Annotated in this window: 23 protein-coding genes; 17 read left to right on the top strand and 6 right to left on the bottom strand. The window is 56.0% G+C overall.

Annotation, left to right across the window (positions count from 1 at the left end):
- Positions 1–275 precede the first annotated feature (275 nt).
- Positions 276–1,445, top strand: coding sequence for a C40 family peptidase (locus QMF38_RS02415; protein ID WP_058093919.1), 1,170 nt, complete (start codon positions 276–278; stop codon positions 1,443–1,445).
- A 108-nt stretch (positions 1,446–1,553) separates the two neighbouring features.
- Here the strand turns inward: QMF38_RS02415 and QMF38_RS02410 are convergent, their stop codons facing one another.
- Positions 1,554–2,765 (bottom strand): glycosyltransferase, encoded by a 1,212-nt coding sequence (locus QMF38_RS02410; RefSeq protein WP_058093918.1) that lies wholly within the window; start codon positions 2,763–2,765, stop codon positions 1,554–1,556.
- 186 nt (positions 2,766–2,951) lie between these two features.
- Here QMF38_RS02410 and QMF38_RS02405 point away from each other — a divergent pair, with 186 nt between their 5' ends.
- The 6 genes from QMF38_RS02405 to QMF38_RS02380 all read left to right on the top strand — a co-directional run bounded on the left by QMF38_RS02405 (position 2,952) and on the right by QMF38_RS02380 (position 12,008).
- A complete protein-coding gene (locus QMF38_RS02405; RefSeq protein ID WP_058093917.1) occupies positions 2,952–5,045 on the top strand; it encodes a peptidoglycan D,D-transpeptidase FtsI family protein in 2,094 nt (697 codons plus the stop codon).
- Positions 5,046–5,075: 30 nt separating this feature from the next.
- Positions 5,076–6,128: a low-specificity L-threonine aldolase gene (gene ltaE, locus QMF38_RS02400; protein ID WP_058093916.1), complete on the top strand. Its 1,053-nt coding sequence runs from the start codon at positions 5,076–5,078 to the stop codon at positions 6,126–6,128.
- A 159-nt stretch (positions 6,129–6,287) separates the two neighbouring features.
- The gene (locus QMF38_RS02395; protein ID WP_006447172.1) at positions 6,288–6,935 is read left to right on the top strand and encodes an HlyD family secretion protein; all 648 of its coding nucleotides are present in this window, start codon (positions 6,288–6,290) and stop codon (positions 6,933–6,935) included.
- Positions 6,936–6,947: 12 nt separating this feature from the next.
- Positions 6,948–8,636: a DHA2 family efflux MFS transporter permease subunit gene (locus QMF38_RS02390; protein WP_058093915.1), complete on the top strand. Its 1,689-nt coding sequence runs from the start codon at positions 6,948–6,950 to the stop codon at positions 8,634–8,636.
- A gap of 254 nt (positions 8,637–8,890) precedes the next feature.
- A complete protein-coding gene (locus QMF38_RS02385; protein ID WP_281758559.1) occupies positions 8,891–11,014 on the top strand; it encodes a glycosyltransferase family 39 protein in 2,124 nt (707 codons plus the stop codon).
- Complete coding sequence (locus QMF38_RS02380; protein WP_281758558.1) at positions 10,986–12,008, top strand: glycosyltransferase family 2 protein; 1,023 nt, start codon at positions 10,986–10,988, stop codon at positions 12,006–12,008. Before QMF38_RS02385 ends, QMF38_RS02380 begins: the two co-directional genes overlap by 29 nt.
- 71 nt (positions 12,009–12,079) lie before the next feature.
- Here QMF38_RS02380 and QMF38_RS02375 read toward each other — a convergent pair whose 3' ends face one another.
- On the bottom strand, positions 12,080–12,580 hold the full coding sequence (locus tag QMF38_RS02375) for a precorrin-2 dehydrogenase/sirohydrochlorin ferrochelatase family protein (protein WP_058093913.1): 501 nt from the start codon (positions 12,578–12,580) through the stop codon (positions 12,080–12,082).
- Between the two features lie 118 nt (positions 12,581–12,698).
- Here QMF38_RS02375 and QMF38_RS02370 point away from each other — a divergent pair, with 118 nt between their 5' ends.
- The 4 genes from QMF38_RS02370 to QMF38_RS02355 are packed head-to-tail and all read left to right on the top strand — an operon-like array spanning position 12,699 to position 17,378.
- Positions 12,699–13,403, top strand: coding sequence for a phosphoadenylyl-sulfate reductase (locus QMF38_RS02370; protein WP_058093912.1), 705 nt, complete (start codon positions 12,699–12,701; stop codon positions 13,401–13,403).
- 37 nt (positions 13,404–13,440) lie between these two features.
- On the top strand, positions 13,441–15,129 hold the full coding sequence (locus QMF38_RS02365) for an NADPH-dependent assimilatory sulfite reductase hemoprotein subunit (protein WP_281758557.1): 1,689 nt from the start codon (positions 13,441–13,443) through the stop codon (positions 15,127–15,129).
- A gap of 27 nt (positions 15,130–15,156) precedes the next feature.
- The gene (cobA, locus tag QMF38_RS02360; protein WP_198146602.1) at positions 15,157–16,629 is read left to right on the top strand and encodes a uroporphyrinogen-III C-methyltransferase; all 1,473 of its coding nucleotides are present in this window, start codon (positions 15,157–15,159) and stop codon (positions 16,627–16,629) included.
- Entirely contained in the window at positions 16,626–17,378 is a 753-nt protein-coding gene (locus QMF38_RS02355) for a sirohydrochlorin chelatase (RefSeq protein WP_058093909.1), read from the top strand. The genes cobA and QMF38_RS02355 overlap by 4 nt, the downstream gene beginning before the upstream one ends.
- 72 nt (positions 17,379–17,450) lie before the next feature.
- Here the strand turns inward: QMF38_RS02355 and QMF38_RS02350 are convergent, their stop codons facing one another.
- The 3 genes from QMF38_RS02350 to QMF38_RS02340 all read right to left on the bottom strand — a co-directional run bounded on the left by QMF38_RS02350 (position 17,451) and on the right by QMF38_RS02340 (position 19,155).
- Positions 17,451–17,771 (bottom strand): hypothetical protein, encoded by a 321-nt coding sequence (locus QMF38_RS02350; protein WP_040289599.1) that lies wholly within the window; start codon positions 17,769–17,771, stop codon positions 17,451–17,453.
- 89 nt (positions 17,772–17,860) lie between these two features.
- Positions 17,861–18,724, bottom strand: coding sequence for a formyltetrahydrofolate deformylase (gene purU / locus QMF38_RS02345; protein WP_040289602.1), 864 nt, complete (start codon positions 18,722–18,724; stop codon positions 17,861–17,863).
- Positions 18,724–19,155 carry a PaaI family thioesterase gene (locus QMF38_RS02340; RefSeq protein ID WP_232302130.1) on the bottom strand — a complete coding sequence of 144 codons (432 nt, stop codon included), beginning with the start codon at positions 19,153–19,155 and terminating at the stop codon, positions 18,724–18,726. The genes purU and QMF38_RS02340 overlap by 1 nt, the downstream gene beginning before the upstream one ends.
- A gap of 188 nt (positions 19,156–19,343) precedes the next feature.
- On the opposite strand from QMF38_RS02340, the gene QMF38_RS02335 reads away from it, so the two are divergent.
- The 3 genes from QMF38_RS02335 to QMF38_RS02325 are packed head-to-tail and all read left to right on the top strand — an operon-like array spanning position 19,344 to position 22,438.
- On the top strand, positions 19,344–20,681 hold the full coding sequence (locus QMF38_RS02335) for a methyl-accepting chemotaxis protein (RefSeq protein ID WP_058093907.1): 1,338 nt from the start codon (positions 19,344–19,346) through the stop codon (positions 20,679–20,681).
- Between the two features lie 35 nt (positions 20,682–20,716).
- Entirely contained in the window at positions 20,717–21,505 is a 789-nt protein-coding gene (locus QMF38_RS02330) for an HAD family hydrolase (RefSeq protein WP_058093906.1), read from the top strand.
- 42 nt (positions 21,506–21,547) lie between these two features.
- Entirely contained in the window at positions 21,548–22,438 is an 891-nt protein-coding gene (locus QMF38_RS02325; RefSeq protein ID WP_058093905.1) for an aldo/keto reductase, read from the top strand.
- A gap of 149 nt (positions 22,439–22,587) precedes the next feature.
- Here the strand turns inward: QMF38_RS02325 and QMF38_RS02320 are convergent, their stop codons facing one another.
- Positions 22,588–23,847, bottom strand: coding sequence for a beta-ketoacyl-[acyl-carrier-protein] synthase family protein (locus QMF38_RS02320; RefSeq protein ID WP_058093904.1), 1,260 nt, complete (start codon positions 23,845–23,847; stop codon positions 22,588–22,590).
- Between the two features lie 191 nt (positions 23,848–24,038).
- On the opposite strand from QMF38_RS02320, the gene fabL reads away from it, so the two are divergent.
- Genes fabL through QMF38_RS02305 form a run of 3 tightly spaced genes read left to right on the top strand, consistent with a single transcriptional unit; the run spans position 24,039 to position 26,015 of the window.
- Complete coding sequence (gene fabL, locus QMF38_RS02315; RefSeq protein WP_058093903.1) at positions 24,039–24,812, top strand: enoyl-[acyl-carrier-protein] reductase FabL; 774 nt, start codon at positions 24,039–24,041, stop codon at positions 24,810–24,812.
- A gap of 37 nt (positions 24,813–24,849) precedes the next feature.
- A complete protein-coding gene (locus QMF38_RS02310; protein ID WP_058093902.1) occupies positions 24,850–25,257 on the top strand; it encodes an acyl-CoA thioesterase in 408 nt (135 codons plus the stop codon).
- A complete protein-coding gene (locus QMF38_RS02305; protein WP_281758556.1) occupies positions 25,254–26,015 on the top strand; it encodes an SDR family NAD(P)-dependent oxidoreductase in 762 nt (253 codons plus the stop codon). Before QMF38_RS02310 ends, QMF38_RS02305 begins: the two co-directional genes overlap by 4 nt.
- Positions 26,016–26,067 lie beyond the last annotated feature (52 nt).

The following is a 26,067-nucleotide window of genomic DNA, read 5'->3' as shown; positions in this document are numbered from 1 at the left end:
GTTACCTGGTTCAATTGGATCTCACGATGGTCATGCGATGGTGAACCTTATTTTATCTCAAAAAATCGTCAAAATGAAACGGGATTCACTGGGTAGATCGCGTGGTTTAAGTTGTAAAAAGAGACATCGGCGAAGATATAGAGACAATAGATCGATTTTTGCGGCAGGATTTTCGAAGAAGTTGTCGAATAGAACTAGAAACACAGTGTTATTGATGGATTGTCGGGAACTGCAGGTATAGAATTCAAATCCGATATTGGCAGTGAGGAGCGAGTATGCAGATTAAGTCAAAATGGATGTATGGCGTATCCGCAATCGTAGCTTTGTCGTTTGTGTTTTTTCCACGTGACATTTTCGCAAATTCATTGGCTGAAGACCAACAGAAATTGGCGCAGTTGCAGAGCGAAAAGACCACTGTAGAACAACAAGTACAATCCGACGCAGCGAAGGAATTGGCGCTGAAAAACGCCATTGCCACGTTTGACAATTCGATACATACCGTAGAGTTGCAGATTGAGACGAATCATGCGCGTATGGCATCCTTGCGGGCGCAGGAACACCAGTTAGGCGTGCAATTGGCGCAGAATCAACAGGAGTTGGAAACTGACCAAAACGAGCTCGCGCAGATCGTCCGCAGTGAATACGAGGACGGGAATGTTTCCTATTTAGAGGTTCTATTTAATGCCACAAGCTTCACAGACTTTCTCTCTCGCCTCTATGATTTATCCGTCGTGTCCAAGACCCAGAATCAAGTCGTTCAGTCTGTCAAGACACTGCAACAGGCCATTGTCGATAAACAAAATGAAGTCAAGGCATCTGAGCAGCAGGTTGCCCAAGTAGAGGCTCAGTTGCAGGCGTTGCAGGCGACAGACGAAGCTCTTAAAGGTGAGAAGCAACACAATTTAGCAGTGGTTGAGGCTGACATCCAAAGTGGTAAGAAGCAACAAGGGCTGCTCGAGAGTCAAATTCAGTTGACGCAGTCCGATATCCAAGCGATTCAGGCAGCGACGCAAGCAGCCGAGCAACAAGAGAGCAACCCTCAATACGTTCAACAGCAACAGGCGGCGTTGGTTCCGGCGGATCCGAACTCAATTATCGGCTATGCAGAGCAATTCCTCGGTACGCCATACGTCTGGGGCGGTACGTCGCCAAGCGGGTTCGATTGCTCTGGATTTACGCAGTATGTGTTTGCCCATTTTGGTGTCTATATCAGCCGTACTTCGGAAGAACAATTTGCGGCAGGTGTGCCTGTTAGCCAAAATGATTTACAGCCGGGCGACTTGGTATTCTTCAGCACGTATGCACCTGGAGCATCTCATGTCGGCATCTACATCGGCAACGGATTGATGATTGACTCACAGGACATGGGTGTATCTATCGACAGCGTGTTCAATTCGTATTGGGGACCTAAGTATATAGGGGCTCGCCGCTACATCACGCACTGATGTCGCGATAGATGGCACTGCTAAACAAACAAGGTGCGCCACTAGCGGCGCACCTTGTTTTGTTCATATAAGCTAGAACGGCATACATGGCTCCCAAGTAGGTCTTAGTTACAGGCCGCGGCGAAGCTCGCGCAACGTATAGAATGTGTCGCGCCACACTAAGCCGCCTCGGCGAACGGCAAGAACTGCAGAGCGAATAAATGCATAGCTGTAGAGCAACATGCCAATAGGCAAAATGAGAAACTGGTGTTTTGGCAACTTTAAAAACACGGCATGCAATTCGTAGAGGATGCACATGAGCAACAACGCGTAGACATACAACAGACGGTACCACCCGGGCCCAACAAACGCCCCGATGAATGGCGTGCTGTATAAAGCCATCATCAGTACCATACTCAGAAAGAGCAGCAGTGCCGAGTAGCGAAACGCTGGCAAAGGTGCTTTTTCCATGCCCACTATCATCGACGATAGATCTGGATACCACTCAATCTCGATACATTGTTGCGCGAGGACAAACCGTTGCCGAAAGCCGTGGCGCTTAATCTGTTTGCCCAGAAGCAAATCGTCGTCAGGGCGCAGCGAGATAGCCTTGTGCGTGCCACTTTTCTCATAGGCTTGGCGGGCGACAAGATTAAATGCACCAATTCCCGCATGGGCCCGCGCACGCCTGCGGTACGCACTCTGTGGGCGTTTAAACAAAACGTAATTAAAGATGTACATTGCCGTCAGCATGCGCAACCAATAGCCGGTGGCAATCAGGCGTGGGGCGACGGTCAAATGCTGAAGTTTGTGCGTATGTACATACTGCATCGCGCGTTCGATTGCGTCCGGGTAGAAATACACATCAGCGTCCGCGAATAACAGCCAGTCGCCCGTCGCCTGTTTTGATCCCACATATAGCGCGTGGTTTTTCCCGAGCCAGCCGCGCGGTAGTTCTGTTATATGGATAGGTATGATGCTGTCCGCCAAAGCAGCTTGGCGGTCAATTTCCGCTCCCGTATCGTCGCTGGACCTGTCATCCACCAAAATGATTTCCATGTTCGGGTATGTTTGTGCCGTCAGTGACTCGACCGTTTGCCGAATGCGTTCGGCTTCGTCCCGTGCCGCGACGATCACGCTGACTTTGCCGAGGTCTCGTTTCGCGGCGCAGCGCTCGTCTTCAGCACCTCGCACCTGTTTCAAGCGCGGCGTGCGGACCAAGTCCGGTATGGTGCGCAAGAATATAAAGGTCCAAACGGCTGCCACCAAAGTGGGAATCACGGCGTGCCAGTGCAGTGTTTGGAGGATGGTTAGCCAGGTCTGTGCATAATCTGAAAACATAGACCAGTCCCCTTTATTCCCCATCTGTCTGTTCTCATTTATGGTAATCTAGTCGTTAGGCGTCGACAAGAAAGTGGGATGTGTTACTCTGTCTGTCTCATTATATGTCCAAGTGCACTGCTGTTGCTCGGTTTGGATGTCCCAGGCCGAGCGAAATGATACTTTATTCAACGTTGGGGTTGTGCAATGAGAAACTGGAAGGATAAACAAGAACAACTGACGGAAGAGGAAAAACGGCGCCGCCGCCGGGCGTTTCGCACGAACATGGTGTACGGGATCGTATTTTTATCGTTCACATCGCTCGTGTTGCGCGCTGGTTATGTCCAGGTCGCGAAAGGGAAGTCGTTCCGGCAGGCGGAGTTGACGACCCAAACGGCAAGAATCCCCATTTTGCCGCAGCGCGGATGGATTTACGACGCCAACGGCCAGGTGCTCGCGTGGGACAAACCCACGATGAGTATCGTGCTCAACCGCTATTCCACCGTCAGCGACGCGACATATCATCAGGTGGCGCAAGTGTTGGCACCCGTTTTACAAACCACCCCCGCAAAGCTGTATCAGACGATGAACAGCGCTACGGGTACCATTCAGGTGACACTTGCGAACAACGTAACCAATGCGCAGGTGGCATTTGTCGTAGAGCACCAGTCGCAGCTTCCTGGTGTGCAGGTGGTACAGGATTATCAGCGGCAATATCCCAATGGTGATCTCGCTGGCCAAGTTCTCGGCTATGTGGGTGCCATCACGGCGGAAAACGTCAACCAGTACAAAGGCTATCTGTACAGTCAAAAGGTCGGCGAAACAGGCATTGAGCAGGAGTATGAACCGATTTTACAGGGCAAGCCTGGCTACGAATTGGTGGCCATCAACAGCGCGGGCAATGCCATCGGCAGTGTTGGCGAGATCGCGCCAAAGGACGGAGACAATATTCAGTTGACTCTCGATGGCCATGAGCAGGCTGAAGCCCAGATGATCATGCAAAACATGATCAACAGCAGCAGCAATAAAAACAACGTCGAGGATGCAGCCGCGGTGATGCTCAATGTGAAAACGGGCGGCGTGATCGCGATGGTGAGTTACCCGTATCTCGATCCAAACTGGTATACGATGGGTACGCTGGGGCAGCATGCGAATTATTTGAGTACATCCGGTGCGCAGATGAATAACGCCATTGGCATGTACAACTACCCTGGATCGACTGTGAAGCCCGCAAATCTGATCACTGCTCTTAAGGCAGGCGTCGTCAAGCCTGATACCGTCATTGAAGACGATGGATACATCTATATTGGCACGTCGCGGAAAAACGAGGACGAAGGCTTTGCCTTTGGCGGCGTCAATCCGATAGAAGCCATTACAGTCTCGAGCGACGTCTTCTTTTATCAGGTCGGACTGTGGCTAGGCAAATGGTTTGGTAGCAGCACGTCGAGCGGTGGCGGCTATCCACCGACGGCGGGTAGTTTTCAAAACTACCTCAATACGGATTTTGCGAAGGGAATCAACCGACTTTTTCAGGGCGAAGTCGATTTTGGCCTTGGTTATCCTACGGGCATTGACTTGCCCTATGAAGCAGCCGGCAAGTTTTATGTCGAGGACTATACGCAGGGCAACAGTCAGGTGCAGTATAACCTGAAAGCAAGCGAGGCCTCGGTCGCAAAAACGGGGAAATATGTCAACTACGGATCGCCAGCCAGCTTGGCAGACGCTGCCATTGGCCAGTCGCAGCAGTTTACACCCATGCAGTTGGCTGAATATGCGATGACGCTGGCGGATCAGGGCTTGCGCTTAAAACCACATTTACTTGAGAACGTCTTTACGGAAAATGGAACGCCGAGTTCTGGCGCGAAGCCATTGCAGACGGTAAAGCCACAGGTTGAAGGGAAAGTGCAGGCTGCCAGTTGGCAGTGGAACTTGGTGAAGCAAGGGATGTATGGTGTGACCTCGAATCCGAGTGGAACGGCGTATTCAGCCTTTGTCGGCGCGCCATACCAGGTGGCCGGAAAGACGGGCACAGCGCAAATTTATCTCGGCGGCAAACCGACAGACAACTCGGTGTTCATTTGCTATGCACCGCTCAATAACCCGCAGGTTGCTATCGCCGTGATGGCTCCCGGCGGTGGTTACGGCGCACAGTTTTCGGCGGTCATTGCACGACAGATGCTCGATGCCTACTTCAATGAACACCATGAACCGTTTATGCCAAAGAGCGGCTGGACGAGTACTGCCATTCCATCGAATTGGAAGTCTTCGCCGGCCTATACCCTGCCGGAGCAGAGCCACTAAAAGGAACACATGATAGCGGAGTGATGCACGATGCCAAAGCGAGTCGATTTGCGCAGCGACACGGTAACACAGCCAACTGAACAGATGCGTCGTCTTATGGCGAAGGCCGAGGTGGGCGATGACGTATATGGAGAAGATCCAACGGTTCGCAGGCTGGAAGAACTGGCCGCGGATATGTTCGGAAAGGAAGCGGCGCTCTTTGTCACGAGTGGTACACAGGGAAATCAGGTAGCCATTGCCGCATGGGCCGAGCGCGGGGATGAAGTGATTGTCGAGGCAGAGTCGCACGTCTTTTATTATGAGGTGGCAGGGATCAGCGTGATCGCAGGGGCGCAGCCACGCCCCATCGTCGGGCAGATGGGCGCCATGGATCCGGAGGATGTTCGGCAGGCCATTCGCAAGCGGGATATTCATCAGCCTAGGACAGGGCTCATCTGTGTCGAGAACACGCATAACCGCGCCGGAGGTACCGTGTTGCCCATCGAGATACTGCGGGCGACCGCAAGCGTCGCGCGTGAGGCGGGTGTGCCGCTACATATGGATGGTGCGCGCATCTTCAATGCGGTCGTCGCATCCGGTATCGGTGAACGGACGTGGGCGAGCGAGGTCGATTCCTTGCAGTTCTGTCTGTCAAAGGGGCTAGGTGCTCCCGTTGGATCGGTGCTGGTCGGTCCACGCGCGATGATCGATCGCGCCAGGGTCTGGCGCAAGCGTCTCGGTGGTGGATTGCGGCAAGCGGGGGTGTTGGCGGCGCCTTGCATCTGGGCATTGACCAACATGGTCGAGCGGCTGGCGGAAGACCACGCCCATGCGAAGGTGTTGGCGGAGCGGCTCGCCAACATGCCGGGCATCACGGTGAACCTGGAGACGGTACAGACGAATATCGTCCTGGCTGAACTCACTCACAAGGATGTGATGGCCGAACAGTTCATCGCCGAACTCGCCAATAACGGAGTGTTGGCGACTGCTTTTGGTCCTCGCACGGTGCGCTTCGTGACGCACAAAGATGTCAGTCAGGCCGACGTCGAAACGGCGATTGATCGCATTCGCCAAACCATTGCGCATTTTGGTATTGCGCAATGACGGCATAGAGTTTTCATCATTCAAACATGACCCACGGCCATTGGTCGTGGGTTTTGCCTTCCATATTGTTCTAGACTGGATTCGTTTTAGCGGCCGATCGATTTTCGTTTCGTTTGGACATCCTAGCCTCGAGAGCATGGAAACGAGGAGGCATCTTGGGTGAGCGCGAAGCGATTGCTTTTCATTCAGGTCATCATTATCGTGGTCGTCGTCGCCGCTGGCTTCGTGGGGTACTACTTTTATCACCAATCCACACAGTACCTGCGCACAGACGATGCCCAAGTGACCGGGCAGCAGATTGTCATCGCTGCGCCCGCCAGCGGACAATTGTCGTCGTGGAACGGGACAGAAGGCACACAATTTGCGAGCGGCGACGTGATCGGCACGATTTCGGTGCCATCCGGTACGCGTACCGCCACGGTCAACATTACGGCACCACAAACGTCGACCATCGTCCAGAACTCGGCGGTGAACCGCGAGTTTGTCGCCGCTGGTACGCCACTGGCGTATGCGTACAATCTGAACAACCTCTGGGTGACAGCAAACATTAAGGAGACACAGATCAACGACGTCCATGTGGGGCAGGCCGTCGATGTGTATGTCGATGCTTACCCGGGAACGTCTTTTTCGGGTGTGGTCCAGCAAATTGGTCTGGCCACCGCGTCGACCTTCTCGCTGTTGCCGCAGACGAACACGAATGCCAACTTTACCAAGGTGACGCAGGTCATTCCGGTGACGATCCGCTTGCAGACCTACACGGGACAGTTGGCACCTGGGATGAGTGCGACCGTACGCATTCACAAGTGAGGAGGGGCAGCCGTGAGCGTGGATAACGATGCCCCAAAGCCGGTCGACCCGGGCCCGGGTGGCCCGACAGGCGAACCCATTGCACACAAAGCGCCGATTCTCATCTCGCTGATTTTGGGGGCGTTTGCAGCTATTCTCAATCAGACTTTGCTCAACGTCGCCGTGCCAAAACTTATGACCGAGTTCAATGTCTCGGCGAGTACGATTCAATGGTTGTCGACAGGCTACATGCTGACCAACGGCATTGTCATTCCACTAACCGCGTTTCTCATTGGCACCTTCACGACGCGGCAGTTGTTTCTTGGGGCGATGTTCTGTTTCGGCATTGGCACATTGTTTTGCGCCGCCGCTCCGGACTTTCCGGTGATGTTGATCGGCCGCATCGTGCAAGCCGCGGGCGCTGGTATCATGATGCCGCTGATGATGACGGTCATCTTGAACCTGTATCCACCAGAAACGCGGGGCAAGGCCATGGGTACCATCGGGATCGCCATGTTTTTTGCACCAGCGGTCGGTCCCACGCTGTCAGGCTGGATCATTCAGCAATATTCCTGGCGCGTGTTGTTCTATATTGTGATTCCGGTCGCCGTGATCGACATCATCGTGGCGTCCATCTTCCTGAAGAACGTGACTGAGCGGACATTCCCGAAGTTCGAAGGCGTCAGTTTCGTCGCGTCGACGATTGGCCTTGGCGCTTTGCTTTATGGGTTTAGTGAAGCTGGCAACAAGGGCTGGCACGCAGGCGAGGTACTTGGCAGCATCGCTGTTGGAGTGGTCTTTTTAATCGTCTTCGTCGCGCGGGAACTGACGTCAGACCATCCGCTCCTCAACCTGCGCGTCTTCCGCTACCCTGGATTTTCCATCGCCGCAGGTGTGAGTTGCGTGGTTAACATGGCCATGTTCGGTGGTGCGTTGCTGACGCCGATGTACGTGCAAAATATCCGTGGCTATTCTGCCCTCGACTCAGGCCTCATCTTGTTACCCGGGGCCATTCTCATGGGTATCATGTCGCCTATTTCCGGCGCCTTGCTCGACAAGATTGGCATTCGGCCGTTGGCGATCATCGGCCTCATCATCACGGTGATCACGACGTGGGATCTTGGTCATCTGACGTCCTACACACCTCTTCGTCACATCATGTGGGTTTATACGATCCGCATGTTTGGCATGGGGTTTATCATGATGACCATTATGACGTCTGGTCTCAATCATTTGCCGCGACAGTTCAACAGTCACGGTACCGCAGCGGCGAATACGGTGCGGACCATCGCCGGATCGTTAGGCACATCGCTGCTTATCACGGTCATGACGGATCGCTCGAATATGCACTATAACCAATTTGTCAACAGCGTCCTTTCGACGAATCCGCAACTGTCGACGACTTTGTCCGAGTTGACCGCCATGTTGGCGCGTATGATGTCACAGCCTTTGTCGGTGGCGCACGAACTCGTGACATACCTGATGTATGGGCAGGCACAGATGCTGGCTTCTGTCCAAGGGGTCGACGATGCTTATCTGGTAGCGGCTGGCATTTCGCTCTTTGCGTTGATTTTGTCGCTGTTCTTGCGCAATGCGAAACGCCCTGCAGCGTCGCCACAAAGAAGCGATGAGGGGGGCGACGAATCGCGTTCTTCGTTGCCAGACGGACGAGCGCGGCGGGCGGTGGTCGTGCGCCGAACGCTCGCGCCGCGACCGCAATAAGAGCATGCAAGATGTCATTTTGCAAAATGGGGTGTTTTCCCTGCCCGCATGTCGCGGCAGGGGAGATGCCCCATCTTCGTTTTCGCATCGACACAGGGAGCGATTTACGTCCTCAGATTGTATAGAAGCGCCTTTACCTTTACATCACGCCTTGTCCTCAGGAAACTTTCAGTTTGCTCTCAAATCCGCTTCAGGTTCAAGTTCCATGATAGCCATCAGCCAGGCCATGGCTATTTTACACGGGAGTTGAGTCTATGCAGCGACGATGGACTTGGAAGTGGAACCACTCGCTACTGACTTTGATTTTGGCGGTATCGGGGTGGCTCAACCTTTACGCGTTGAATAAGGAGGGGTACGGCAACGAGTATTACGCGGCGGCCATTCGCAGTATGCTCGAGAGCTGGCACAACTTCTTCTTCAACGCTTTCGATCCCGGTGGCTTTATTACCATTGATAAGCCTCCATTCGACTTTTGGCTGCAAGCTGCGTCCGCCTGGATTTTTGGCTTTCATGGCTGGGCGCTGTTTTTACCACAAGCCTTAGCGGGTGTTGCCTCCGTTTTCGTCATTTATCACTTGGTTTGCCGAGTCTTTGGCAAAGCGGCCGGGCTCATCGCGGCGGCAGTGTTAGCATGCACGCCAATTGCTGTTGCCGTGCAACGAACAAATCAAGTTGACGGTTTGCTGGTTTTGCTTATGCTGATGGCCTCGTGGTGCTTGCAAAAGTCGATCGAGACAAATCGCTTGCGCTGGCTCATTGCAGTTGGCTGTATTGAAGGTATTGCATTCAATACCAAGATGATGGAAGCCTATCTCATCTTGCCGGCCATTTATTTGACGTATGCTTTGGTTCATCACGTCGCTTGGCGGAGCAAACTTGTCAACCTCATTGCGATGACCGTGGTGTTGGGCGTCGTTTCCTTCTCGTGGGCGACGGTGGTTCAACTGACGCCGGCGAACGAGCGTCCGTATGTCGGCAGTACCACCGATAACAATGAGTTTACACTCATCTTCGGGTACAACGGGGTCAATCGTCTCACGGGTGACATGTCGGTGGGGGCCAGTCCGTCGGGGCTTCTTGGTCACGAGTTTGTCGAATCACGTGGTCAGGGGTTTCCAGACATGCCTGGATTTCAATCGACGCAATCCAATGTGAAAAGCCGGCAGGGTGGGGAGTTCGGCGCACCGCCTAACGGGCAAACCGCGAATTATCCGTACGCTTTCCGCCATTTTGAGGGAACATCTGGTGACGGGGGCACAATTCCACCGGGCGTGAGTAACGGGCATTTCGGCGGTGGGGGCATGTTTGACACTGGACGAGCAGGCATCCTACGCTTATTCCAATTGCAGTTAGGCCCACAGATTGGTTGGCTCTTGCCAGTGGCCTGCTTGTCACTGCTTCCTCTGTTACGTAACATTCGCTGGCGAAAAACGCTCACGAAACGGCAACTGGGAACGGTGTTCTGGACCGGTTGGTTGATCCCGGTTGGCGCATTCTTTAGTATTGCAGGATTTTTCCACCAATACTATCTCATCACACTTGCTCCAGCGATTGCGGCCTTAACCGGAGCGGGGCTTGTGCGCATGTGGAACGACCTGTGGTCGAACAGCGCGTGGAGGTTCTATCTACCTGGCGTGTTCCTCATCGCTTTCGGCTACGAGTGTTTTCTGGTTTGGCACTATCCAGCGATTCGCACTGTACTCATCGCCCTCGCGGTCTTATTAGGGTTCTGTGCGGTACTTCTGGCGCTGCTGCGACGACGCTCGAGATCTGCTCGGATGATCGGCGCGGTCATGGGCCTGCTCGCATTGTTGGTCATCCCAGGTTATTGGGCTGCAACACCTATTCTGTATGGTGTGAACGGCCAGATGCCTGCGGCTGGTCCCGCCAACGCATCGCAATCCAGGCTGGGCACAAATCTTGGGTCTTCCATGAATGATAATGTCAGTCAGGATAGTGCACTGATCAAATATTTGGAGGCGCACTACCGGCCTTCCAAGGGTTCGTTTCTCGTGGCGACGCTGAGCGCCGGCGACGCTGAGCCGATCATCATCGCCACAGGTCTACCTGTGATGGCGATGGGTGGGTTTAGCGGACAAGACGGCGCCATGACCGTCAGCAAGCTGGAGACGCTCGTCGAAGAAGGCAAGGTCAAGTATTTCTTGCTTGCTGGCATGGGTGGCGGTATGGGTGGTCAAGCCAAGTTGACCGCGTGGATCACGGCGCATTGCAAGCTCGTGCCGCAGAGTGCTTGGGGCGGATCGAATGCTTTGCAGGCCGATGCAAGTGGTTCGAGAAGTTCGGCGTTTGGGTTTGGTTTTCACGGCATGGGAGGAGGTACAAGCCTCTATGAATACGACGCTTCGACAAAGTCGTGATGTGCATGCTGCGGACGGGGCGGTCGCGAGCGACTGCTCATGCCAAACGGCATCTGGTGATATATGGTCATCACCTGTGCGAATCTCCGTCGTCATTCCTGTATTCAATGAGGAGGCGGTCATTCGTGCCACGTACGAACGTCTCACCGCCGTGATGCAGAGTGTGGGTGTTCGCTACGAGTTGATTTTTGTAAACGACGGTAGTTCCGACGCATCGGCCAGCATGATCGTCGACTTGGCAAAGGGTGATCAAGCGGTCAAACTTCTCAACTTTTCCCGCAACTTTGGTCATCAGATTGCAATTAGCGCAGGCATGGATCACGCCATGGGCGATGCCGTCATCGTGATTGATGCGGACTTGCAGGATCCGCCTGAATTGATACCGGACATGATCAAACGCTGGGAGGAAGGGTTCGATGTCGTCTATGCCAAGCGCGTTCTACGCCATGGCGAAACGTGGTTCAAACGTTTCACTGCAGCTGCCTTCTACCGCGCGCTGCGAGCTTTGACCGAGATCGATATTCCGGTCGACACAGGCGACTTCAGGCTGATCGACCGAAAGGTGTGCGATGTTTTGCGCATGCTGCCCGAGCACAGCCGATTTGTGCGTGGACTCGTGGCATGGTCGGGATTTCGTCAGTGTGCAATCGAGTATGTACGGCAACCGCGCTTTGCGGGCGAGACAAAATATCCGCTTAAGCGGATGCTGAGACTCGCTTTCGATGCCATCACGTCATTTTCAGAAAAGCCTTTGAGGTGGACACTCTACGCGGGGCTCATCACCTTTGGGCTTAGTGTCTGCGCGCTTATCGCCTTCCTCATTGCGCCTATCTTCACGCATCGCTGGTCGGTTGTGGCGTTGGTGCTGGCATCTGGTGGCTTGCTCAACAGCATGGTACTCGTCGGCCTTGGCATTGTGGGCCAGTATCTGGGGCGTCTGTACGACGAAGCCCGCGGTCGGCCACTTTATATTCTCGATCACACAAAATCTTGAAGAATCGCATGCAGAAGTATGTCAAATGGCGTGAACAGCCGGCTTCACAAGCACGTACGATGTCAGAACGGTCAACGCGAAAGCGAGCCGGGCAACGTGCGTAGCAGGGACACAAAGCGGTTGCCGCCGTCCTCGAGATCAGATGCCAGCGCTTGCCGCAACGCCTTGGCAGTCGCAGGAGAAGCGCCGCCTGTGGAAATCGCCACTTGTACAGCGCCGCAGTTGACGAGGCTTGGCAGGAAAAAATCACTTTCCGCCTGCATGTCGGCAATATTGCACAGGATGCCGCGGTCGCGGGCGTCGCGCCCGATGGCCGCATTGACGTCACGGCGGTCTGTCGCCGCGATGACAAGCTTGGTGTCGGCCAAGTAAATCGGCTCATAGCGGGCGGCGATATGCTCAATGTCGCCGCGCTCTAGCATCGTTAGCAGTTCGGCACAGAGCTGTGGGCTGACGATCACGACGCGCGCACCGCAGTTTACGAGTGTCGTTGCCCGCCGCAGTGCAATCCGCCCGCCGCCCACCACAAGGCATTTGGTGCCTGCCAGTTTCAACCACACAGGATACAACACATCCCTCTCTCCTTTGCCGACGAGCTCAGATTTCACGTTGACTTTCTCGCTATACAAGTTTACAGTTACGATAGGATTAATTCCAGATATGTTTATCGGAATATGAGGTGAAAGGCACATGTCCACGACCGAAAAGGAACTTGGTTGGATTGAACGGCTTGCCGATGAATTTGAAGAGGCGCAACCAGAGAAGATCATTGAAGAGGCGCTAAAGCGCGTGCCGAATATCACGTTTGCTTGCTCATTCGGCGCGGAAGACATGGTTCTTCTCGATATGCTGATGAACATCGACAAAGAGGCGAACGTGTTTTACCTCGATACGAATGTCCTGTTCCAGGAAACCTATGACCTGCGCGATCGCGCTGTGGAAAAGTACGGAATTCCGAATTTGCGCCAAGTGTTGCCTGCCATCACATTGGAACAACAAGCAGAGCAGTACGGGGAAGCTTTGTGGGGACGGGATCCGAACCAGTGCTGCAACATCCGCAAGGTGCAGCCTTTGACAAACGTACTCCAGGAGTACGACGGTTGGATTACTGGCATCCGCCGCGAACAGGCACCGACCCGCGCCAACGCGAAGGTTTTTGAATGGGATGGCAAGTTCAACTTGGTGAAGGTCAATCCACTTGTGCGTTGGACCGAGGGGCAGGTTTGGCGCTACATTAAGCAACATGACGTGCCGTACAATCCGTTGCACGACCAGAACTATCCAAGCATCGGTTGCCTGCATTGCACGCGCCCGGTTAAACCAGGCGAAGACCCGCGCAGCGGCCGCTGGGCAGGCTTTAACAAGACCGAGTGCGGTCTGCATCCGAGCGCGTGAGATCCGAGTCGAGTCGAAAGTGAGGCGAGGTGGCAGCGTGGAAGAGGAGAAGAAGCTCTCGAAGATCGAGCACATCAAACGCGAAAGCCGTTTTCTGCGCGGTTCGATACAAGAGGCGTTGGAGGATGGCAGCAGCCACTTCAGCGAAGAGAACATTCAGGTATTGAAATTCCACGGAACCTATCAACAGGATGACCGTGATTTGCGCAAGCAGTTGACCAAAGAGGGCAAGGAGCGTCATTACATGATGATGATCCGAGCCCGCATCCCAGGCGGCGTGTTAAACGCAGATCAATATCTGCAATTTGATCGCCTGTCCGACGAATATGGTAACGGCACCATGCGCATTACCACGCGGCAGACGTTCCAGTTGCACGGCGTGCTCAAGGGGAACTTGAAGGCCACCATTCGCGCCATCAATGATGTGCTCATCACGACGCTGGGCGGTTGTGGTGACCAAGTTCGCAACACGGTTGGTTGCGCCTTCCCGCACGAAGGACCCTTTTACGATGCGGTTCGTCGAGATATTCTGGCTTTGGTCGATTCTGTCTCGGCTAAAACCCACGCATATCACGAAATCTGGCTCGACGGTGAACGAGTCGATCCCGAGGTCGACCGCCAGCAGGAGACGCTTTACGGCGAAACGTACTTGCCGCGCAAGTTCAAGATTGCCTTTGCGTATGAAGGTGATAACTGCGCCGACATCTATTCCAATGATATTGGCCTCATTGCACACCGCGATGGCGATCAAGTGGCTGGCTATACGCTGGTCATCGGCGGCGGTATGGGCCGCACCGCCAGCGATAAGCAAACGGCACCCCACTTGGCAAAGCCGTTTTGCTTTGTGACTCCGGATAAGCTCATTGACGTGTGCCGTGCCGTGATTTCCATTCAGCGCGATTACGGAAATCGCGAAAATCGGAAATTTGCGCGAATGAAGTACCTCGTGCTGGAACGCGGTATTCCGTGGTTCCGCGAAGAGGCGGAGAGGCGACTGGGCTATGCGCTCGAGGATCCGCGCGAACTCGTATGGCATTCAGCGGACGATCACCTTGGCGAGATCGTGCAAGGAGACAAGGTGCATCTTGGCTTGTTCATCGAAAACGGACGGATTGTTGACAAGCCTGGGATGGCGCTGAAGTCCGTTTTGCGCGAAATCATGATGGCATACAGGCCCGGCGTCCGTTTGACGACGCAACAGAATCTCATTTTGACTGATCTCACGCGTGAACAGGCAGCCGAAGTGGCCACAAAGCTCGAAGAAGCAGGCGTGAAGTTGGCTTCATCGTATACACCTGTGAAAGTGCGTTCGATGGCCTGTCCGGCATTACCAACCTGCGGTTTGGCCATCGCAGAGTCGGAACGCGCGTTGCCTGGCGTTGTGGCCGACTTGGAGAAGGCGTTGGAGGAGCTCGGGTTGCAAGATGAACCGATCACCGTGCGCATGACGGGTTGCGCAAACGGCTGTGCGCGCCCCTACATTGCGGAGATCGGGTTTGTTGGCCGCGTGATCGGCAAGTATGACATTTTGTTGGGTGCGAATGTCGTGGGGACGCGGACGAACCGCGTGTATCGGGAAATGGTGCCGCTTTCCGAACTCGTGCCGACGCTGTATCCACTGTTGCAAGCGTATCGCGACGAACGCCAGCCGGGTGAAGCGTTTGGCGATTATTGTGAACGCGTCGGGATTGAGCAACTGCAGGATCGGTTTGTACCTGTTTCGTAACTTGGCATGAAGCGGAGGTGCGCGGTGGTGGCAGCGGGGAAGGTTGCGCTGGTCGGTGCCGGGCCAGGCCATCCTGGACTCTTTACGGAGCGCGGGCGGCAGTTGCTCGGTGAGGCGGACGCCATTGTGTTTGACCGGCTCGTCTCACCGCGCATTTTGGCCCACGCTCGGCCCGATGCGACATTGATTTATGCGGGCAAGGAAGCGAAATGCCACACATTGCCCCAGCGAGATATTGAGGAATTGTTAATTCAGCTCGCAGAACGCGGGCTGTTTGTCGTTCGCCTAAAAGGTGGCGACCCATTTGTATTCGGACGTGGGGCTGAAGAAGCGATTCGTCTGGAACAGCGCGGCATTGCCTGGGAGGTCGTTCCGGGCATCTCGTCCGCCGTGGCTGTGCCGGCCTTTGCGGGAATTCCGGTGACGTTGCGCAATGCGGCGCCCGGATTTGCCGTCCTAACAGGTCACCGTGCGGATGGCACGCTCGGCGATGTCCGCGGCGCCGCCAACGTCCATGGTAGTTTGGTCATCCTGATGGGAGTCGGTCAACTCGCGGAACTTGCGGCGGAACTCATCGCCGCAGGGCGGGCATCCGACACACCGGCGGCTGCCGTCGAATGGGGAACGCGATCGCGCCAGCGCTCGGTGACGGGGACATTGGCGGATCTCCCGGCCATTGCACGCCGCGCGGCGCTTTCTTCGCCAGCCGTGATCGTCATTGGTGATGTTGTTCGTGTGCAGGAGCAACTGCGTTGGTTTGAGAGGTTGCCGCGGTTTGGCGAGCGCATCCTGGTCGCCGCCGGAACAAACGCCGAAGCCCTGAGTATCGCGGAGCACTTGGAAAGTGAAGGTGCAGAAACGTGCATCGCAACGCTTGAACAACGCTGGCGCCCTGATTGGCAACAATGGGCGAAACTCGTGGAGGCTTGTGCGACTGGTACGGCACTCGGAGTGCTTTTTCGCACGTCATTTGCGGTCCGGTTGTTTTGGCAGTCCTTGCAAGTCGCCAAAATCGACCTGCGCCGACTTTCCCAAGTGCGCTTTGCCGCGCTGGATGCCGGTGTGGCAGCCGAGTTGCGGCGCTACGGCATCGAGGCGGACTTCACGAGTTTGGGCGAGGTTGCACGTGCGAAGGTCGCTGCCTGGTGGGCGGAAGACGTACCGCAGGTGGATCTGAGCCCCGCACTTCGCGCGGCGATCGAGGCGTTTGGTGGGCCTGTGAGGACGTTCAAAGGTTTCACCGCACCTATTTTCGAAGATATTGCAGGGGTAGATGCACTTCGTTATACGTGGGCCGACGTGCTTCGCGCTTGGGTCCGCGACGGAAAGCCTGATGCGGTTCACATCGTGGGCGACCCGGACACGCTTGCGCCGCTTTATCGCGATGTGGTTGGTGAGACGTCCATCATGGCGCACACGCCAGCGGAGAGTCTGTGTTTGTCAGGCGATCGCGCAAGCCCGCCCTACGTTTTGGCGTCGGAGTGGAGGTCAAATCGGTGAAGCCTGGTGTGCTGTTTATTGGGCACGGAACGCGGCGGCGTCATGGCGTGGTCGAATGGCTCACGTTTGTGCGACAAGTGGTGGCATGGGTGCCAAACGGAGGTTCACGGATGACTTGTGCGTTCGTCGAGATCGAACCGCCGATCATCGAGGACGCTTTACGCCAACTCGTAGCCGCGGGGGCGGATCAGATCCTTGCGGTTCCGTTACTCCTCTTTGCAGCAGGTCATATGCACATAGACATTCCACGGGCGTTTGCTCTGGCAGAGAACGATTTGCATGGCGTGCCTATCCGCTTGCTGAAGCCGTTTGGCGACGAGCCTGAGTTTGTCGACGTAGCGTCCTTGCGCGTGCAGGAAGCCTTGGGACTTTGGGGCAAAGCGCCAAACGAGTCTGCCATTGTGTTGCTTGGGCGTGGCAATCGCGAACCTAGTGCCCAACAGGCGTTCGCGCAGGTGGCGCGGAGGGTAGCGCAACGGGTGGTACCGTGGCGGCTGGAAACGGCTTATCTCGCTGGAACTGGAAGTTCGCTCGAACAGGCTCTGGACGCATTATGGGTGGAAGGCGTGCGGAATGTAACTGTCGTGCCGTTTTTGTGGTTTTCAGGCTGGCTGACGGATACGTTACCAACGCGCGTGGGCAAATGGGCAAGCGTACATCCGGGCGCGGATGTGCGCATCGGCAGCCATCTAGGTGGCCATCCGCTGCTGGCGCAAGCCGTGGCCAGGCAGATCCAAGCGCATATGTAGATAAGAACGCCGATCCAATGCAATTGGGATCGGCGTTTTTGACATGCCACGGTCTCTCGGCCTTATATGAGTTTACCACCAATACCCTGGATAGCCGTAGCCATACCCATAATACGGGCGGGCCAGCGCACCCAGCGTAAGTCCGGTTAACGCGCCAAACGCGAAGTAGCTCGCGGGTGCATAAACGTGCTCCAGCGCGTCGCCGGACGGTGTTTCCTGCAAAGTGACAAAGGACGCCTCCCCGTCGGATGACGCTTGCGTCGTGTGAATCAGATAGATGCCGTGATCGTAAACGCTGTGCAAAATGCCAGGGTACGACCTGCCGTTGATGTGATGGGCGATGACGTGACGGCCCACGAGGCGCCGCGCAACAGGGTACAACGGATGTGCCATGCTGCATTCCCCTCCTTTCGCTTCAGCGTATGCCTCGCGGCAAATGGCCGAAGCGTACACGTGCCCGGGGAATTGGGCGCAAGAGCTCGTCAGGCAAATACGATGGTTTTGTTGCCGTGCACAATCACCTTGTCTTCGAGGTGCCATTTGACTGCGCGGCTGAGCACGGCCCGCTCGACTTGGCGTCCTGCGATTCGCAAGTCGGATGCATCAAAACGGTGATCGACCCGCGTGACATCCTGTTCGATGATGGGCCCCTCATCCAGCTCTTCAGTCACGTAGTGTGCCGTTGCGCCGATCAGCTTGACACCGCGATCGTACGCGCGCTGGTAGGGATTGCGACCGATAAATGCCGGTAAAAACGAGTGGTGAATGTTGATGATCCGCTGCGGAAACCGTTCGAGAAACGACGGACTCAAGATTTGCATGTAACGCGCGAGCACAATGACGTCAATGCCCTCGGCGAGCAATTCGAGTTGCCGTTGTTCCGCCTGTGCTTTTGTGTCTGCCGTCACCGGGACGTGATGAAACGGAATGCCAAGGCTTTCGACGAGTGGCCGGGCATCTGGGTGATTGCTGACAACCATTTTCACATCGGCGTCGAGTAAACCGTCCTGCCAATCCCAAAGCAGTTCCTGCAAACAGTGAAGTTCACGAGAAACAAAAATGGCCATGCGCTTTTTCGCACGCGCTGGAGCATAGCGCCAACGCATTCCGTATTCTTTCGCCAGTTGCCCGAAGTCCTCGCACAGTGTGTTTTCCTTTTGGGCAAGGTCGTCCAGTTCGAACTCGATCCGCATGAAAAAGTCTCCGCCCTGCGGCTCGGTCGAATATTGGGCGGATTCCGCAATATTCGCACCGTGCGCGGAGAGAAATTGACCGATGGCTGCGACGATGCCCAATCGGTCTGGACACGAGATGAGCAGCCTACCCCGATTGTCTCTTGCTGCCATTATGACAACTCTCCAATCCCCAATTCTTCTTTCTGTGCTTTCGTCAAAACGATCATCTTCGCCTTCGACGACGCCTTTTCCTCGCCGTCTTCCCCTGTGATCTTCGCGTCGACCAATAGCAACCGCGACGATATTTTCGTCGGATGCGCCTCAATGCGGACGCGTTCACCCACGCGAATCGGCTTCTTAAACGCAATATTGAGCTCTGCCGTCACCGTCACCAGGCCCAAATTAAGTGGTACGTACGCAGACGCCTCGTCGAGCAGCGAGCTCGTGATGCCACCGTGCTGTACGTTGGGCCAACCCATATGATGCGGTTCCGTTTGAAAGTAGCCGACGACCCCGTCGCCGTCCTTCTCGAAATGGATGTGCAGGCCGTGCGGATTGTTCTCACCGCAAACAAAACAGTAGTCGAACCCCAATCTAGACACCTCCACAATCGCCCAAGTATCTATCACAGGGCGCAGTCAAGCCGTTTCTATTATGAATGTCACGAGGGTAGGACGGCAACGCCACATGTCTTTTTCGGCAGTAAAACTTGTCCGATCGCGCTGCAGAGAAAGGACGGTATTTGTAGTAAGATGAGGATGCGTAAGTGATTTCGTGAGGAGTGTGTCGAATGGACAATGATTCAGTCGCAACAGCGGATCGGAAAAACGCAGTGAATAAGGTGACATCCTTCAGTCTACGGACGAAAATCATCCTCATCGTCGTGCTGAGCCTCATTGTCAGCGCACCTATCGCCAATGAGCTCAACCGATTGGTGCGGCGCGCCCTTCCGAATACGCATTATGGGGTCTATATCAACACCGCCATCAGTATTATCGTATCGGCCCTGATTATCACGTGGCTGGTACAAATGCTCGCGATTCGCCCATTGCACGGCGTGATCGCCGTCTTGCGCGACATTGCGGCAGGCAATCTAACGGCTCGCTCCGGCTATCGATCCCGTGACGAAATCGGCCAACTCGCCCACGAATTAAATGCGATGGCAGAACAGTTGAATCGCTTGGTGAGCGGGGTCGGCGCTGCCGCCGAGCAACTTGCCGCAGCGGCTGAGGAGCTTGCGGCCAGCGCCGAGCAGACGGGTCAGGCCTCCGAACAGATCGCCGTCACGGTACAGGAAGTTTCTGTCGGTGTCGGGCGACAAGAGGAACGCATCGAGCGCAGTACCGATGTCTTCACCGCCATTGCACAGGGCATTACGGATATAGCCGAGCGATTTCGGGCAGTCTCGCAGTCGGTCGCGGCGGCAACCGATTCTGCGACTGCGGGTGGTTCCACGGTGCGCGCGGCCATGGAGCAGATGGCTTCGATTCAGCAATCGGTTGCCGCTTTGGCCGGCGTCGTGCAAGGCCTCGGCGAACGTTCGGCAGAGATTGGCGCCATTGTCGACGTGATGACGCGCATCGCCCGCCAGACTCATTTGTTGTCGCTTAACGCCGCGATCGAAGCGGCAAGGGCGGGTGAGAGTGGCCGCGGCTTTGCGGTCGTCGCCGATGAGGTGCGCAAATTGGCTGAGCAGTCGGCGGATCAGGCGACACAGATCGCGGAGTTGATCGAATCCATTCAGGCGGAGACGAACGCGGCGGTCGAGTCGATGACGGCTTCCACTCAAGAAGTGGCTGCGGGTATGGATATGGTGCGCAGCACTGAAGTGTCGTTCGCGGAAATTGAGGCGTCTGTACACGCTGTGACGGATCACATCGGTGAAGTTTCAGGGTTTATGGACCGCATCGCGAACGGGACACAGCAGCTGCAGGACGGCATTGCTGAGTTGACACGCGTCTCCAGCATGACCAACGCCAGCATGCAGACCGTGGCCGCCTCGACCGAAGAACAGCTTGCTTCGATGGAAGAAATCACAGCTTCGAGCTCGGCGTTGACGCAAATGGCAGAGCGTTTGCAGTCACTTGTCGGCGCATTTCGCTATACGGCGGTCGATACAGAGATGTGAGGGACACTCAGAGAGGCAAAGGAGATTCCGCAGCGATGAATCAAGACGTATACACCCGGTTAGCAAACTGCAACTTGTTTATCTTCGATCTCGATGGCACAGTGTACGCCGAAACGGATCATTTTGAGCATTATCTGCAGCAGTTGGCGAGATTTGTTGGCGACGAAGCGCGGGAGGCCTTTCTTCGCGAGGCGCAGGAGAGTCTTGCCGAGCAGGGCGGACGGTTTTATGGTCAGGCGTTTACGCGGCTAACGGGAGAACCCGTCGCAGTGGAGGACGAACCAAGCGAGCAACATCTGCACGTCGACGACCCCTGGGGCGTATTGCAGGCTGTTGCCGCGCGGCATGGTGTCTCCGTGACGGATCGCGATAAGGCGTTTTTGCGGACGCGTGACTTTATGGCAGGGCCGTTTCCGATGACACCGCTTGCCGGGTTGCGCGACGCGATGTTGGCGCTGCGCAGCGAGGGACGTCACGTCGTGCTCGCAACCAATAGTCCGGAACCGGACAGCCGCGCCATCCTGCGCAAATTAGAGCTGGAAGACGTGTTGGAGGACTATGTGTTTCAGGCGCGCAAGCCCTATCGCACGGCAGAGCACTTCACACGCTGGCTCGCGCATTATGACATTCCTCCAGAGCAGGCGGTCAGCGTTGGCGATCACTATCGCAACGAGATGCGCCCAGCCATCAGGCTTGGTATGAACACCATTTATATTGATCGCTACATAGGTCAACCCCGCGCCGATGTCACGGTACAGCTTCGACATCCCGGCGAACTGGCTGACGTATTGCGCCGCTCTTTGCGAAGCGCAGCAGCAGAATAAAGCGATACACTTTCTCATCACTTGTCTTAGGAGGTATCTGGTATGGAGTATCGCGAGTTTGGTAAGACAGGAATGAAAGTTAGCGCCCTCGGCTTTGGTGGTTCGGAAATCCGTGGGGCCGACGGGGGGACGGTCGAGCGGTTGCTTGGCAGCGCGCTTGACGCGGGTCTGAACGTCATCGACACAGCTGCGTGCTATGGAGATAGCGAAGAATTAATTGGCAAGGCGGTGTCACATCGTCGATCCGAATATTATGTATTCAGCAAGTGCGGGCATGCATCTGGCTTGTCTACGCCTGATTGGGATCCGCGCACCATTCGCGACAGCATCGATCGCAGCCTGAAGCGTTTGCAGACAGACTATGTGGATCTGATGCAACTGCATAGCTGTGGCGTCGCCGTGCTTCAAGAAGGCAGCGTGATCGAGGAATTGCAAAAGGCAAAGCAGGCAGGGAAGATTCGCTTCCTAGGTTACAGCGGGGATCGCGAGGCGGCCCGCTTCGCGGTGGAGTTGGGTGTCTTCGACAGCCTGCAGACGTCAATCAACGTCGCGGACCAAAGCGTGCTCGACGAGGTTCTGCCGCTGGCCATGGCCCATGGTATGGGCGTCATCGCCAAACGGCCGATCGCGAATGTCGCGTGGCAATATGCGACGACGCCTGATGTCGACTACTACGTCGAGTACTGGCGGAGGCTGCGGAAGTTGGCTTATCCGTTTACTCAGTTGCCCGTTGCAGAGGCGGTCGGCGTTGCACTTCGCTTTACCCTATCGACGCCTGGCGTGAGTACGGCCATTGTCGGCACGCAAAATCCCGGCCGTTGGCAACAGAACGCCGCGTATGTCGATGCAGGTCCATTGCCGACCGATGAGTACGAAGCAATTCGCGAAGCATGGCGGCGCACGGCCGAGGCGGACTGGCTCGGACAAACCTGATTCCAGTAACAGGTTGCTATACGCGAAAGAGCGGGGCATGCGCCCCGCTCTTTGCTTTCCACACTGTACCTTCTATCTCTCATCCCGAATTTTAACATGAACATACAAAAACGTCCATAGAGGATTTTGTATCATTTGTGACAGTGTGCTTAGAACGATGTTTTCTGCCAAATGAGCACACCGTTTTGGCCGCCAAAGCCGAAAGACGAGCTCAGTGCCGTCGCAATGTCGGCCGCACGGCTCTCGTTAGCCACCACGTCGCGAGGAGCAAACTCCTCCTTGTCGTCACAGTTTAGAGTCGGCGGGAGCATGCCGGTCTCCAGCGCTTTAATGCAGGCGATGCTTTCGATGGCGCCAGCAGTTCCCAACATGTGTCCGACCGCCCCTTTGATAGAACTCACAGGGATGACGTCGATGTGATCGCCGAACGTCTCACGCAATGCGGTCGATTCGGCGAGATCGCCCGCAGGCGTCGCTGTGGCGTGGGCGTTGATATAGTCGATGTCCGTAGGGTTGAGCCCCGCGCTTTTGAGCGCGCGCTCAATGGCTAACTTTGCGCCGCGTCCGGTCGGATCGGGCGAGGTTTCATGGTAGGCGTCGTTGGACGAACCATACCCAGTCAGCTCCGCATAGATATGGGCACCCCGGGCCTGTGCGCTCTCGAACGTCTCGAGCACGAGCATCGCCGCACCCTCGCCCATGACCATGCCCGTACGTGCTTTATCGAATGGCCGCGACCAGGCGGAGAACGACGCGGGCCCCTCCGTCGCGAGCGCACCAGCTGCCCGCAGTCCTGCCAGAATGGCCGGACTGAATAAGCACTCCGCACCCCCTGCAAGCACCATGTCGACCTCGCCCAAGCGCAGCCAATAGCTTGCCTCGCCAATCGCGTTGGCGGACGATGCACAGGCGGTCGAATAGGTCATCACCGGGCCGCGGATGCCATAGCGCATGGCGATGCCGGCTGCCGCCGCATTCGGTATCGATTTTGGCACCAGGCGCGGGCCGACGCGCGACGATCTCCCGGATGACAAACGCGCCGAGCCGTCCTCCAGCGTTTGGACGCCACCGAATGCACAGCCAACAGAAATTCCAATGCGGTCCATGGCATACGCTGCGAATTCGCCGCTCTCGCCAAGTCCTGCGTCGCGAATGGCCTCCATGGCGGCGACAAGCCCCATCTGCGTGAATCGATCACTATTTTGAATTTGCTTCTTGTCAAGGTACAGCGTTGGATCAAAATCGTGCGCCGCGGCGACGACCGGGGCCCAGCTGCGAAGATACTCGTCTTCGGTCTGCCGCACAGCCGATTTGCCCCCTACAATGCCATCCCAGAACGTGGTTACCCCGACCCCGAATGGCGTAACGGCACCCATTCCGGTGACGACGATGCGCGTCTTTTCCGCCATGTATGTTCTCCTCTCGCTGCGAGGGCGACGTGCGTGCCTCGCATCCCGGTGAATTTATGACTTGGTCATAGAACTGATTCTATGATACCACGTCGTTGGACTTGCTGCGATGACAATCAGGTGCTAAAGGCCGCTCGAGTTTGCTATGATGAACGAAGTTAGGCCCTAGCGCGGCTACAGGAGGCACGAGAATGGGACAACCGTCAGGCAATCGCTATCAGAATCGAGTCGTCTGCGTCACGGGAAGTTCGCGCGGCATTGGCCGCAGGCTTGCTGTGCGCTTTGCCGAGGAGGGCGCGGACGTCGTCATCAACTATTTCCGAAACGGGGATCAAGCGCGCGAGGTTGCGGCGGAGATTGAGGCATTGGGGCGCAAGGCCTTGTTGGTTCGCGCCAACATGGCGCAGGAGGAAAAGGTCGTCGCCATGTTTGAACAAATTCGCGAGGCTTTTGGGCGGATCGACGTCTTCGTCCATAACGCGGCGTCGGGTCGCAATCGCTCTGCGATGGAGGTCGACACCAAGGGCTGGGATTGGACGATACAGGTCAACACGCGGGCGTTTCTCATTGGGGCCCAGCAGGCCGCGAATCTGATGCCGGAGACAGGCGGTGCCATGTTGGCCCTGTCTTCGTTTGGGGCGGATCGCGTCTTTCCGTATTATGTGTCCGTGGGATCGAGCAAGGCGGCGCTCGAATCGATTGTCCGTTATTTTGCGATCGAACTGGCGCCGCGCCGGATCAATGTCAATGCCATCTCGGCGGGTGCGGTGCTGACCGATGCGCTTGGTCATTTTCCGGAGATGGACAAGACGTTGGCGGCGGTGGAAGAGAAGATGCCGTATCATCGCATGGTGACGCCGGACGACATCGCAAACCTGGCCTTGTTCCTTTGTTCGCCGGAAGCTGAGATGATCCGCGGCCAGACCATTCGCATCGACGGCGGTATTACCTTGCCGATACCGTGATCGGCCATTTGCGAGTCCCGGTGAAGGAGAGGTTGAATTGGAGGGTTTTCGATTTCACTACGACATCCGCGTGCGCTGGCCTGAGGTGGATGGCCAGTTAATCGTGTATAACGCAAATTATTTGATGTATCTCGATCTCGCGTTTCAACAATTCTTCCGCCATGAACTCAAGCTATACGGCGAGATTCCCACAACCGTGCTCGCCAAGTCGACCTTGCAGTATCATAAGTCGGCGCGGTTTGAGGACGATTTATCGATTTGGGTGCGGACCCATCACATCGGCAATACAAGCATCGTCCTCGACTTTGCGATCACGAGGCAGGACGAACTGATTTTCGAAGCGCAATCCATCTATGTCCACGTCGATGAGGCCGGAACTCCATGTCCGGTACCTGAGCACTGGCGGACGGCTTTGATGAGTTACGAACAGGGGGATGCGGTGTGAATCGATTCGACGGGCGCGTCGCCATCGTGACAGGCGGAGCAGGAGGTATTGGCGGCGCGAGTGCGCGATTGTTGGCCGAGCAAGGGGCCAAGGTCGTCGTCGCCGACATTGACGAGGCGGCCGGGGCCAAGGTGACGGCCGAAATTCGTGCAAAGGGCGGTGAAGCGTCGTTTTGCCGTGTGGACGTGACCGCTTACGAGAGCGTCGAAGCGCTCGTACAGTTTGCCATGGATACCTATGGCCAACTCGATATCATGTTTAACAATGCTGGTGTGTTTGGTGACGGATTGCAAAACGTGATCGACATGCCGATGGAGACCTATCATCGGACGATTGCCATTAATCAGCACGGCGTCTACTACGGCATTCGCGCGGCGGCGGCACGGATGCGCGAGCGCGGCGGCGTCATCATCAACACAGCCTCGATTTATGCCTATATTGCGGATAGAAACCAGTTTCCGTATCACGCGAGCAAGGCGGCGGTCGTCGGCATGACGAAGGCGGCCGCCTTGGAACTCGCACGCTACAATATCCGGGTGGTGGCCATTGCACCGGGGATGATCGACACAGGGTTGGTCGATGCTTGGCGGGCGGATGAGCGCGTGTGGAACACGATTCAAAAGGCGCACATGCGCCGCAAGCTGGGCACGCCGGAGCAGGTTGCGCAGGTCGTGGCGTTTCTCGCGAGCGACGAAGCGTCTTTCCTCAATGGGCATGCCTACTTCGTTGACGACGGGGCTTTGTCGTTTAAACGTTAGAGGTTGGCGTCTCGGCCCGAACATGGAGTGCCTTCTGTTTGGCCGTCGATCC

This window comes from Alicyclobacillus hesperidum subsp. aegles, assembly GCF_027923525.1.
Lineage (GTDB): Bacteria > Bacillota > Bacilli > Alicyclobacillales > Alicyclobacillaceae > Alicyclobacillus > Alicyclobacillus aegles.
Note: the sequence above shows the minus strand (reverse complement) of the source record. Positions and strands in the feature narration are given on the sequence as shown.